The organism is Acidimicrobiales bacterium (genome assembly GCA_035540975.1).
Lineage (GTDB): Bacteria > Actinomycetota > Acidimicrobiia > Acidimicrobiales.
The window spans coordinates 20527-33047 of record DATLFN010000146.1 but is presented as its reverse complement, the minus strand read 5'-3'; the positions used below and the strand labels follow the sequence as shown (position 1 = coordinate 33047).

10 protein-coding genes are annotated in these 12521 nt (G+C 71.2%); 5 read left to right on the top strand and 5 right to left on the bottom strand.

Annotation, left to right across the window (positions count from 1 at the left end; all coding sequences use genetic code 11):
• The first annotated feature begins 37 nt into the window (after nt 1-37).
• The 5 genes from VM242_14675 to VM242_14655 all read left to right on the top strand — a co-directional run bounded on the left by VM242_14675 (nt 38) and on the right by VM242_14655 (nt 9222).
• On the top strand, nt 38-1327 hold the full coding sequence (locus tag VM242_14675; protein ID HVM06409.1) for a hypothetical protein: 1290 nt from the start codon (nt 38-40) through the stop codon (nt 1325-1327).
• A gap of 160 nt (nt 1328-1487) precedes the next feature.
• Entirely contained in the window at nt 1488-2921 is a 1434-nt protein-coding gene (locus VM242_14670; protein ID HVM06408.1) for a hypothetical protein, read from the top strand.
• A gap of 7 nt (nt 2922-2928) precedes the next feature.
• On the top strand, nt 2929-3702 hold the full coding sequence (locus VM242_14665) for a hypothetical protein (GenBank protein HVM06407.1): 774 nt from the start codon (nt 2929-2931) through the stop codon (nt 3700-3702).
• Nucleotides 3703-3711: 9 nt separating this feature from the next.
• Nucleotides 3712-4773 carry a HEAT repeat domain-containing protein gene (locus VM242_14660; protein HVM06406.1) on the top strand — a complete coding sequence of 354 codons (1062 nt, stop codon included), beginning with the start codon at nt 3712-3714 and terminating at the stop codon, nt 4771-4773.
• Between the two features lie 591 nt (nt 4774-5364).
• A complete protein-coding gene (locus VM242_14655) occupies nt 5365-9222 on the top strand; it encodes a S8 family serine peptidase (GenBank protein ID HVM06405.1) in 3858 nt (1285 codons plus the stop codon).
• A gap of 32 nt (nt 9223-9254) precedes the next feature.
• Here the strand turns inward: VM242_14655 and VM242_14650 are convergent, their stop codons facing one another.
• The 5 genes from VM242_14650 to VM242_14630 all read right to left on the bottom strand — a co-directional run bounded on the left by VM242_14650 (nt 9255) and on the right by VM242_14630 (nt 12513).
• Complete coding sequence (locus VM242_14650; GenBank protein ID HVM06404.1) at nt 9255-9518, bottom strand: hypothetical protein; 264 nt, start codon at nt 9516-9518, stop codon at nt 9255-9257.
• A gap of 13 nt (nt 9519-9531) precedes the next feature.
• Nucleotides 9532-10494, bottom strand: coding sequence for a protein-glutamine glutaminase family protein (locus VM242_14645; protein ID HVM06403.1), 963 nt, complete (start codon nt 10492-10494; stop codon nt 9532-9534).
• A gap of 273 nt (nt 10495-10767) precedes the next feature.
• Entirely contained in the window at nt 10768-11406 is a 639-nt protein-coding gene (locus VM242_14640) for an arsenate reductase ArsC (GenBank protein HVM06402.1), read from the bottom strand.
• Nucleotides 11403-12221, bottom strand: a complete 819-nt coding sequence (locus VM242_14635) for an MIP/aquaporin family protein (protein ID HVM06401.1) — start codon at nt 12219-12221, stop codon at nt 11403-11405. The genes VM242_14640 and VM242_14635 overlap by 4 nt, the downstream gene beginning before the upstream one ends.
• Nucleotides 12196-12513 (bottom strand): metalloregulator ArsR/SmtB family transcription factor, encoded by a 318-nt coding sequence (locus VM242_14630; GenBank protein HVM06400.1) that lies wholly within the window; start codon nt 12511-12513, stop codon nt 12196-12198. Before VM242_14630 ends, VM242_14635 begins: the two co-directional genes overlap by 26 nt.
• Nucleotides 12514-12521: the final 8 nt, after the last annotated feature.

Genomic DNA, 12521 nt, shown 5'->3' with positions numbered 1-12521 from the left:
CTTCTCGCGCCTCGTCTCGCCGCGAGGAGGAATGACCATGGCAAGGACGAGGAGCAGGCGTCTGCTGGCGGCCACCGTCGCGTTGGCGGCACTGGGCTCGGTGCTCGCGGCCGGCCCGGCCGGGGCCAAGAAGCCGGGAACGGGCGGCGGCGGCACCACCACGGTGGGCACCCCGAACGGCACGTTCAGCTGCCGCGCCGCGCTGGCCCGCCTGGAGGGTGCCGGCCTCCTCGACGGCGTCGACGCCGAGCTGTTCACGGCCAACGCCGCCCAGGACCCGTGCCAGACGGACTTCGCCGGCATCCTCGCCAAGCTCAACGTGTCGGCCAACCTGTACGACCGGCACCTGCTGACGACGCCGCTTCTCCGCGCCGATCTCAAGGTGCTCTACGGCGGCACGCAACTGCTCGAGGACTTCAAGGTGTCCCCGGCGCTCGCCCGCAAGGCGACGGCCGAGGCGGGCGTCGCCCGGCTCGACATCGCCGTGCTGGGCAACCGCATCGAGGTCGCGGTCCTGACCTCCAACGCCAAGGCGAAGTGCTCCACCTCGGCCACCCCGTACCTCGACGGGCACTCGCAGGTCGTCGGCCTCCGTGTGAACGGGCTCGTCGTCGAGCTGGTCCCCGGTCACGAGCACGTGTCGCTCTACGCCACCGTGCAGGCGTCGCTCGAGGTCAAGGCGTTGTTCAAGGGGCTCGTGCTGGACGCGGACCTCGACGTCCTGCTGCGGGAGGCGCTGACGCTCCACCTCAACCACCAGAGCGTCTCCACCGGTCCCGGGTACGGCGTGCTTACCCAGCGGGCGCTGTGGCTGGAGAGCCGCCTGCTCGGGAACGTCATCGTCGCCGAGTCGATCGCCGACTACCACGGCAACCCGTGCACCACGACCACGGGGCCGCCCCCGCCCCCGCCGCCGCCGTCGCCGGCCAAGGGCTGGATGACCGGGGGCGGGCGCATAACCCCCGCCGCCGGCGCGGTGACCCACGGCTTCCGCCTCGAGTGCACCCCCTCCAACGGGCCGAACAACCTCCAGGTGAACTGGGGCCCGGGTCAGAGCTTCCACCTCGAGTCGGTGATCTCGGCCTCGTGCAGCGACAACCGCAAGCTCGACCCCGGCAACCCGACGGCCGGCTTCGACACCCTGGTGGGCTCGGCGACGGGCCGCTGCAACAACGGCGGCAGTGCGACGGCGACGTACACGCTCACCGATGACGGGGAGCCGGGCTCGGGTGACCTGCTGAAGATCTCCATCAGCGGCGACTGCAACCTGGCGCAGTCGACCGGCCATCTGGACCGGGGCAACCACCAGGCCCACGGGCGCTTCTGACCCGAGGGGCACCGCTCCCAGGCGGACCGTGCCGGCAGTCGCCGAGCACGGTCCGCCTCAGGCGCGTCCCGCCCGATCTGCGTACACTCACCGGCGGGATCCCCCTCCTCCGGGCGACCTGGGACGGGGGCGTTGGGGCGCAAGGCCGCGGGAGGGGACGATGCCCAACTTCAACAGCGACGTCGTCATCGAGGCGCACGACCTCCGCCTCGTCGACGCCAACGGGGACGAGGTGGCGCGCCTCGACCAGGACGGCAACCTGGTGGTGCGACGGGAGTTCCTCGGCGCGCTGCACGCCATCCTCGACTTCGCCGGCTCGGCGGCCCAGCTGTCGGTCGGGGCGGCGGCGGTACCGGGGATCGTGCGTGTGCTCAGCAGCGCCGGCGAGGCGATCGTGCTGCGCGCCAGCGACGCCACGGTCATGCTGGGCGGCGGCGGCGAGGCGGGCGACCTCGTCGTGAACGACGCCACGGGGCAGCCGGTCGTCACCGCTCATGCCGCCAGCGCGACGGTCAACGTCGGCACCTTCGGCAACGACGGCGACGTCAGCGTCAACGACTCCGCCGGGCGGGCCGTGATCCGGCTGCGGAGCGCCAACGCCGCCATCTACGCCGGCGCCAGCGGCAACGAGGGCGACGTCATCGTCGTCGACACGGGCGGCCGTGAGGTCATCCACGCCGACGGCGGCAGTGCGGCGCTGTACGTCGGCACCGAGGGCAACGAGGGCGACATCATCGTCCGCGACGGCCGGGGCAGCGACGTCATGCACATGGACGGCAACAACGCCGCCCTCTACCTCGGCGCCAGCGGCAACGAGGGCGACCTGTTCGTCCGCGACAGCGGAGGGCGGCAGGTCTTCCACCTCGACGGCCACAGCGCCGCCCTCTACATCGGGGCCAACGGCAACGAGGGCGACGTCCGGGTCCGGGACAGCGGCGGCCGGGACGTGTTCACCATGGACGGCGCCACGGCGGCGGCGTACCTCGGCGCCGACGGCAACGAGGGCGACCTGTTCGTCCGCGACGGCGACGGCCGCAACGTCATCCACCTCAACGGCAGCAACGCCGCGCTGTACGTCGGTGCCAGCGGCAACGAGGGCGACGTGATCGTGCGCAACTCCGCCGGCACCGACACCATCCACCTCGACGGCAACTCCGGGGACATCCGGTTGATGGGCGCCGACCTGGCCGAGGAGTTCGCGGCCACCACCGAGATCGAAGCCGGCTCGGTCCTCGTGGCGGTGGGCCCCGACGAGGTCGAGGTGTCCCACACGGCTCGCGACCGGCGCGTCATCGGCGTCGCCTCCGGCGCCGGGGGCCTGCGGCCCGCCCTTCGCCTGGCCAGCCGCCCCGGGGCACCGCCCGTTCCCGGTGAGCCCCGCGTGCCGGTCGCCATGGTCGGCCGGGTGTACTGCAAGGCCGACGCCGCGCACGGCGCCATCGCCGCCGGCGACCTCCTCACCAGCTCCGACGTCGCCGGCCACGCCATGCGGGTCCAGGATCCCGCCGCCGCCGCCGGGGCGATCATGGGCAAGGCGCTCGGTCCACTGGAGAGCGGTCGAGGGCTCATCCCCGTCGTGCTCACCCTGCAGTAGCCCGACGATGGCCACGCTCAGCGTCCGCCAGATCGCCCAGAGCTGCTTGGGCAGGACCGGCGACCTGTCGGTCAACAGCGACGTGTACGGCTACATCTTCCGCGACACCGACGGGTCGGTCTTCGGCACCCTCGGCGGCAACGACACCCTGCCCGGCAGCGGCCAGCCGACCACGCGGTCGCTGCGCCGCCATCTCGAGACCATCTCCGGCGACGCCACCGACCTCGTCATCATCCTCGTCGGCCACGAGAACGACTTCTCGGGGTCCGTCAGCGTCGACGACGTGACCAAGGTGCAGTACTGCATCCAGGTCACCCGTGACCTGTACGCCCAGGTCGACGTGGGCGTGCGCCGGCTCAACTGGCAGCGCATCCCGTCCGCCGACGCCGGTGGCTACGTCAACATCAGCGACGGCTCGGAGGCGGAGGACCTGACCGACGACTGGAACGGCCCGAACGGCGGCATCGACGTGTTCTGGGTGCAGAGCATCGGCGACGCCGGCGGGTGGTCCAACGTGCAGGGACCGTGCGACAAGGACTCGAAGGACGGTCGCACGGGCGCCGTCCTCGAGCTCTCGGGCTCCCGCCGGTTCACCGGCGTGCTGCTCGGACACGAGGTCGGCCACTACCTCGGGCTGAGCCACACCAACTCGACTGCCAACATGATGGGCGACGACTCCGACGGCGACGGCATCGGCTCCATCAACAGCAACAGCACCGCCATCTCCGCCGCCGAGGGCACGACGATGCGTGGCCACTGCTCCGTGCACGGGCCGTGCTGAGGAGTGGACATGCCTAGCCGCGGCCGACCGAGACTGACCCCGAAGGTCGCTGCGCTGGTCGCCACCGACCGGCTGCGCCGTCCTCCCCTCGGCCGGCTCACGCCCGCCCAGGCCGCCCAGCTGCTCGAGGTCGCCCGCGGCGGGGAGTTCGACGAGCCGGTGAGCGTCCCCCGGGCGATCGTCGCCCTCGCCGCGGGGCGGCCGGAGACCGCCATGCCGCTGCTGGAGGAGGTGTCGGGCGACGCCGCCCGCCCCGCCGCCCACCGGCGGGCGGCGGCCGAGGGGCTCGGCCACGTGGCGTCGCCCGAGGCCCAGCGCCTGCTCCTCAGCATCGTGCGCGACGGCGATCCGCGGGTCCAGCAGGCGGCGTTCAAGGCCCTCGGCCTCTTCGGGGGCCCCGAGGTCGCGCGCGAGCTCGCCAAGGTCCAGGCCCGTGACGCCCACGCACGCCGCCAGCTCGACTTCGCGCAGTCGCTGGTGGCGCACCGCCACGGGCTGCCCGACGGGCCGTTCCTGCCCGAGCCGCCGCCCGGGCGGACCCGGCTCACGGCGCGCTCGCGCACGACCGACCTCTCGCTGACCGAGATGTCACCGCAGGAGACGAGCGACGAGCGGGCCCGGTTGCACGGCCCCACGTACGGCATCTCGCCGGCGGAACGGGGCCTGGCACTGCGGTGCGGGCGCAACGAGTGGACGGTGTTCCTCAACGACGAGCTGGGGCCGACGTTCCGGGCGCTGACCAGGCTCGCCGACAGGCCGTGGATCGCCGCGCTGCTGGCGCTGCGCTACCCGGTCGGTCTCCGGGCGGCGACGCAGTACGCCGTCCTGGCGCGGCCCGATGCCGGCGGCGTGCACCTCGACGTCGTGCGCGCCGACGGCGAGGCCGTCTACACCGGCCGGGCGACGGTCGAACGGGCGGTGACCAGCTTCTCCATCTCCGAGGTGGACCGGCCCGGGACCGCTCCGGTGCGACTCGCCGGGCGCATCAGCGCCAAGGGCATCGAGCTCGACTTGGCCCGTGCCGCGCCTCGCCGGATCGGCACCCCGACCACGGCCGACGCCGCTCGCTGACCACAGGGTCGCCGCTGCGACCGCGAGCAACGCGATGCCACTGCGAATCGGCCTACTCGGTCGAGGGACGCAAAGGAGGTATAGATGACGATCCCCTTGACATCGTCCTGGCCCTCTGCGAGCCTCAAGACGACCAGCAAACCTCGAATTTGTCGGCTCGGGGCCGGCGATGACGGTGTTCGGGAGATGTGCCATGTGCGGTCGGCGTGTAGCACAAGAGAGTGCTGACGCGGTCGACGCCCGGCGTGTCGCTTGCCGCACCGGCCCCGGCTCGACAGCCCTCGGACCGCTCGGCGAAGCCGAGCGCAGCTTCCGGCGGACCAAGGGCAGCAAGGAGATTCCCACCCTCGTCGCGCTGTTCGCCTCTGGGCCGGCGGGCGCACGGCGAGAACCGACGAACGTTGCCGTCACGCGCCAGCGGTACCACCAGGTGACCTGAAGGGAACTGCGCCCCGTCACCCCGATTCCCAAAACGGGCGGGACGTCGTCTGCGGATGTCCATGTATCACCAGGGGTCGGCCACGGCTCTTCGTCGTTGCCGAACGTCGCCCGTGCCGGCGCAACCCCGCCTAGAGCAAAGGGGCCATAGGGATGTCGGAACGCTATGTCATCACCCACCGCACCGCGGTCGACAGACCGATCGTCGAAGCCGACGTCGTCGGCGTCGGCGTCGTGAGTGCGCTGGACCGCGGCTTCGTCGTCGACGCCGATGAGTCTCAGGTCGAGCGCCTCGAGAATGCGGGGTGGCGTGTCAAAGCCGTGCGCGACCCGCACACCATCCGGCTCTTCACCTACGAGATCGACACCGCCGAAGGGGGACTCCCCCCGACGCCGCCCGGCTTCGCAGGTGTCGAAGCCGCCGACGGCGTGAACCACCTGATCCAGCTCGTCGGCCCGGTTCAGGAGTCGTGGCTCGCGACACTCGCCGAGCGGGGCATCCGGCTCGTCGAAGCGGTCAGCCCGCACGCGTACTACGTGCGCGCCGACGCCGAGACGGTGGCATCCGCCACCACGCTCCCCTTCGTCGAGTGGACGGGCCCGCTGGCGCCGGCCCTCAAGGTCAACCCGGAGCTGCTGAGCGGTGATCCGGAGGCCGGCACCGATCTCGGCCTCGGGCCCATCGAGGCGGTAGACATCGGCGTATTCGCCGAGGGCGACGTCGACGGTGTTGCGACGCTCGTGATCACGCTCGGCGGGAACGTGCTGGCCGTCGCACCCGAGTCGCTCGACGCGTTCCGGAGCGTCACCGCGCAGGTGCCCACCGAGGCGCTGCCGACGCTCGCCGCCCATGACGACGTGCGCTGGATCGACGCCGTGCATGCGCCCGTGCTCGAGGACGAGCGCAGTTCGCAGATCGTCATGGAAGACCTCGACGCCGCGGCGGCGCCCAACACGCTGCCGAACACGGGGTACGCCGCCAACCTGACGGCGCTCGGAGTCAACGGGAACGGCGTCACGGTCGCGGTGTGCGACACCGGCATCGACACCAACGATCCCATGACGGTCCACGCCGATCTCGCCGGCCGGCTCGCGTTCGTCGTCGACTCCGCAGGCGCGGCTGTCGTCGGCGCCGACACGGACGGGCACGGCACCCATGTCGCCGGCATCGTCGCGGGCGACGGCGACTCGAGCGACGTCGACCCGCAGGGGTTCCTGCTCGGGCAGGGTGTGGCGCCCAGCGCCGATGTGGGGCTCATCGCGCTGGGTGGAACGGTCGCCGCGCGGGTGCAGCAGGCGGCGCTCCAGGGTGCCGACGTCATGAACAACTCGTGGGCGATGAACGGCCCGAACTACTCCGCCGACGATCGCACCGTCGACCTGGGCGTCCGCGACGCCGACCCGACCGCCACCGACCAGACGCCGCTCGTCATCGTCTTCTCCGCCGGGAACAGCGGCTCGGGCCCCGGCACGGTCACGAAGAACCCGAAGAACGCGATCCTCGTGGGCAACTCGCTGAACGGGCGCCCGGGCGAGATGAACCCGAACGACGACATCCGCGGGCTCGCGACGGGCTCGTCGCGTGGTCCTGCGACCGATGGCCGGATGCTGCCGACCGTCGTCGCACCGGGGACCGACATCATCTCGACCTACAGCCCCGTGGGGTTCCGCAGCGGGCCCTACACCGACACGGGCGGCACGCTGCACCCGGTCCACGCGCCCATGTCGGGGACGTCGATGGCGTCACCGCACGTGGCGGGCAGTGCCGCGCTGCTGATCGACTGGTGGCGCCAGACCCGCAACGGCAAGACGCCGAGCCCCGCGCTACTCAAGGCGTTGATGGTCTCGAGCACCGAGCCGGTCGCCGGGGGCACGGACGGCGCCGGCGGGGCGATCGCCGCCGGTCCGAACAACAACGTCGGCTGGGGTCGCGTCTCGGTCGAGAACGCGCTGCTCCAGGCGCCCGCCGCCGACCGTGGGCCCAAGATCTTCGTCGATCAGCGGCAGGCGTTCTCGGCGACGGGCCAGGAGTACACGATCCGCGTGGCCGCCGCCGATGCCACGCTCCCCCTGCGCGTCGCGCTGTCGTGGTCGGATGCCGCGGGCGCCGTCGGCGCAAACCCCGCGCTCGTGAACGACCTCGATCTCGAGGTCCGTCACGTCGACACGGGCCAGCTGTTCCGCGGCAACGTGTTCGCGGGCGCGTTCTCGACGACCGGCGGAGTCGCCGACGACCTCAACAACACCGAGGTCGCCGTCATCCAGAACCCCACTGGGGTGTACGAGGTCACCGTCGTCGCGGCCAACGTCGCAGCATCCGCTCGTACCGACATCGCCGGAACCTGGCAGGACTTCGCCCTGGTGATCGACAACGCCGAGGTGCCTGCGGCCGACCCGGTCAGCGTCGTAACCGTGCTCGACCGGTCGGGCTCGATGCAGGTCTTCGGATACGTCGACGTCACGAGGCAGACGTCTCGGCAGTTCATCGACCTCATGGGCGTCGACGACTCCATCGGGGTGGTGAGCTTCGGTGACTCGGGCGATGAGGAGTATCCAGGAACGGGCGCTCCCCAGCAGATCGTGGACCAGTCGACGAGGGATGCCGCCACCGCCGCGGTCGACGGCATCGGGTTCGGCGGTTGCACCTTCATGGGCGCTGGCATCCAGGAGGCGGGCGGCATGCTCGCCGGCGCCGGCTCCCGCCGGGCCTTGGTGCTCCTTTCCGACGGGTACGACAACAAGGGCTGCGACGAGGGCAACCCGGCCAAGCCGTGGGCGGTCGACGCCGCGGCGGCGCTCCCCGCGGACCTGCCGATCTACAGCTGCGCAATGGGCCCGGCATCGGACCAGACCCTGCTCGCACAGCTGGCAGACGACACCGACGGCCGGTACTACTTCATGCCGACGATCGACGATCTGTTCGAGATCTACAACTACATCCGAGGCCAGGTGACGGGTGACGGCGTCATCGTCAACGAGTCGTCGGCGGCGTCGGTGTCGCACGTGTCGGGCTGGGTCGACGGATGCGCCGAGTCGGTGCTGTTCACCGTCGCGTGGCACGACCGGTCACTGCGGTACGTCCCACGGGCTCCGAAGGGCGCGGGCGAGATCGGGGTGCGGCTGCGCTCGCCCGGCGGCCGTTGGCTGCCTCGGTCGGCGACCGAGTTCGTGCGCAATGCCGGCGACGGCTATGTCAGCTTCACGATCCAGGACCCTGAGCCGGGACTGTGGACGATCGAAGTCGCCACCGACCGTCATCAGCACACGCCCTACACCGTCGGCGGCTTCGTCCGCTCGCCGCTCAAGCTGGTGCTCGACGTTCCGACGCTCGTCCGCGTCGGCGACGTCATCGGCGTGAAGACGTCGGTCGGCGACCGTCGCGGCGGCATCGACGGCGCCAAGGTCCGGGCCGCGGTTGCCGCTCCCGTCGCGTCGAGTGCAGACCTCATCGACAAGTACCGTGGGAGGCTTTCGCGCATCAAGCTGCCACGGGACTTCGTCGCCGATGGCAAACCCGACAAGGCACGCATGCACCTCGCTCAGCTCGTACTGCTGCGGGATCAGCTGGTGGCCGCCAAGGGCGACGACATCCTCGCGCCGCGGATCGACGAGCTCGCACTCGGTGCCACGACGCTCAAGCCGACGCGTCTGCCCAAATTCGCCGCGACGCCCTCGGGGCTCGCGCCGCGACTCGAAGCGTCGACGGTCGCCGGCGGCGGCCGGATTCCGGGCCCCGTCGTGGGCGGGGGCGGCTCGGGCGCCAGCACCGGCACGCCGATCGGCGGCGGAGCGGGCGGGGCGACCGGCGTGGGCCCCGGCCGCGTCGCGGTGATCGACCCACGGCTCGTGCTGCGTCCCAGGCAGGTCGGCGTCCTGACCGGTCGCTACGCGCGGACGAAGGTCCCCGGCAGCTACTCCGTCACCGTGACGGCGACCGGTTTCAGCCCTACCTGCAACACCCGGTTCGTTCGCAAGGACTTCGCGAGCGTCGCGGTGGTCGACAAGGAGTAGGGCTGTCGACGTGCGAGCCGAGCTCCGTTCGCTCAGGAACTTGCGACCACGTCGCGGATGATCTCGCTGTAGGGGGAGGCGAGTGCCACTCGCACAGGCTGTCGCGAGGCCTCCGCGTCGCGCAGGCTCCGGAGGAGCTGGTCGAAGCCCGGACAGTCGTTCGGGAGCCGGTAGATGCGCGCCGACTCCAGGAAGAGGACCTCGACGTGGTCGGCGCCGTCCCGTGTCCGGATTCGGGCGACAGTCAGATCGCGGTCGGCTGGCCCCTCGTGTTGATGCGGCTCGGCTCGTTCCATCGCGTCCGTTGCCTCACGGGCATGTCGTCAGGTTCTGATAGTTCGTCAAGGTGGTGTGCGTCTGAGCGTACGTGGGGTCCGTGGCGAAGAGCGTGCCTGCGTAGTTCGCCGGCGTGTAGGCGGAGCCGGGCTGGACCGAGTACATCGACAGGTTCGCGTTGCTGGCACACGCGGTGTACTCCTGGGCCGACAGCCAGGTGCTGAGCAGCACCGGCTTGTCGAACATGCCCGGGTCGATGACCATCGCCAGCGTGAGCTCGAACGTCCCGAACGGGAGCTTGATCCTGACCCGGACGCGGACGAGCGGGGCGACGTGGTACCACCACGTGACGCAGCAGCCTCCCCACTTGCCAGCCCTGACGGCGAGGGTGTCGTTGTCCTGGTTGGCGAAGCTGAAGACCTTCTCGCAGCAGAACCGGTACTGCTCTTCGATGATCTGCCGCATCTTGTGGGCACGGGCGTAGCAGCCGTCCCGAACGTACTGGAACGGGATGCAGTGCGAGATGGCCGGCGGCCCCGGCAGGTGGCAGGACTGCGCCGCGCAGAAGCCGAAGATCTCCCTGGCGACCTTGTAGCTCGGAATGGTGCGGCGACAGAGCTTGAACGCGGGGAAGTCCAGGTAGTAGTCGACGATGTTGAACGTCGTCGGGTCGACGGACGGGACGTGGATGCGTCTGGCCCGGTCGGGGTTGTCGAGGAGCGGGCGCGCCGCGTGGAACTCCCGCCGCTCTCCCTCGTCAGGCGGTTCGGCCCGCTCGACGACCCCCCTCCGAGGGTTCAGCACCGCCCGCACAGGAGCGCCGCGGTCGAGTGCCTCCCGCAGAGCATCGACCACGGCGTCGCGCCGCTTCGCCTGCCCGGTGACCGAGAAGATCTGCTGGCGCTCGTTGAAGAGGCACTCGATCGCCTGGCTGCCCTCCCGTGGCTCGCGGACGGCCGCGACCGTGAGAACCTCGATCTCCTTGGTGGGTCGCATCGCCTCTGTCGGCCTCCTTCGGACCGCCCGAACGTGATCCCTCGATGAGGATCGCGCGCCGGCTCGAGGGCATTATTGCTCTGGAGAACGGGCCGTGCCGCCCGGTCCTCCCGTCGGGCGGCGATCCCAGGAGCAGGGTCAAACCTGTGGCCGACCGGCCTTCCGACGCGAAGGGTCCGCATCGTCGAGCCGTGGGCGATCTCGGCCTGGACTGGCGGCACCTGCGACCGGTGCAGCCATCTGCCTCAGTCCGGATCTCCCGCCGGCGCTGAGTCACGGCGACGCAGGAGTGGACACGAGCTCCTCCAGCAGGGCTCGGACCCGGGCGTCGATCTCGTCGATGATGGGCCGCACCGCGTCGACGCTGCGCCCGGCGGGGTCGTCGAGCTGCCAGTCGAGGTACCGCTTGCCGGGATAGATGGGGCAGGCGTCGCCACAGCCCATCGTCACCACCACGTCGGCCGCCCGTACGACCTCGTCGGTCAAGGGCTTGGGGTACTCGGTGGCGATGTCGATGCCGCGCTCGGCCAGGACGGCCACCACCGCCTCGTTCACCTTCTCCCCCGGGGCCGAGCCGGCGGAGCGGACGTGGACGCGGCCCTGGGCGTGGTGGTCGAGCAGGGCCATGGCCGCCTGCGAGCGGCCGGCATTGTGGACGCAGACGAACAGGACCTCGGGCACGTCCTTCATGAACGATCCTTCCAGCTGTCCGAGCGCCCGGAGGCGCTCACGGGCGAACTTGCGGGTGAGAACACTGAGGTAGGTGTGGACGTTGGAGGTGCGGGCGAGATCGCGGTAGCTCTGGAACACGAACCGCTCGACCGTCTGGGCGCTGAACACACCGCGGAACTCGGCGCACATCTCTCCGGCGATGGCTGACAACGCTTCGCTCGGTTCGCGGGTCTCGGTCACGACGACGGACCTCCTCGGGTGGAACGTGCGGGCGGCGGCGCACCACCGTTGGCCCGCCCGCCAGTTCCGGATGGCTGGTCGACACCGGGCACCACCACATCGGTGGCCACGGCGGCGAGGCCGGGGTACAGCGCTCGCACCGTCAACACGGCCACCGCACCGCCGACGAGCTGGAAGGCGACGAAGGCCGGCACCGAGGACGGGGCGATGCCGGCGAACGTGTCGGTGAACATGCGCCCGACGGACACCGCCGGGTTGGCGAAGCTGGTCGAGGCGGTGAAGAAGTACGCAGCGCCGATGTAGGCGCCCACGGCGAATGGCGCCGCGCCCACCCGCCCCGAGCGCACCACGCCGAAGATCACGACCAGCAGCCCGAGGGTGGCCACCACTTCGGCCAGCCACAACCCGGAGCCGGACCGACCGGTGGTCGACCACTCCACCGCCGGCAGCTCGAACATCAGGTTCGCCACCATCGACCCGCTGACGGCGCCGGCCAGCTGGGCGGCGAGGTAGGAGGCGACCTCGCGACGCGCCAGGCCGCCGAAGGCGGCGTCGGCGATCGACACCACCGGGTTGAAGTGGGCTCCGGACACCGGCCCGAGGGCCACGATCAGGGCCGCGAGGGCAGCGGCGGTGGCGGCCGCGTTCTCGAACAGCTGCAGTCCGACATCGGAAGGGCTCAGCCTCTGGGCGGCGATGCCGGAGCCGACCACCACGGCGACCAGGAAGCCGGTGCCGACGTACTCGGCCAGCAGGCGCCGCCAGAGGTCCGGGCGGGCCTGCGTCATCTCAACAGCACGGCCGACGGCGCTCACCGGGCGCAGGCGGCGGCGAGACCAGGCGCTCCAGGCGGTCCCGGAGGGGCGCCAGCGCGCCGGGGCGCAGGCGGTAGTAGGTCCAGTAGCGGTAGCGCTCCGTATCGACCAGCCCGGCGTCGCGCAGGACGCGCAGGTGGTGGCTCACCAAAGGCTGCGCCACCTCCAGCTCCTCGACGATGTGGCACACGCACAGCTCCTCGACGGCCAGCAGCTCGACGATCCGCCACCGCAGGGGCTCGCTCAGCGCCCGCAGGGCGGCCACGGCCTCGATCTCCGTATCAACCGTCATCTACATGG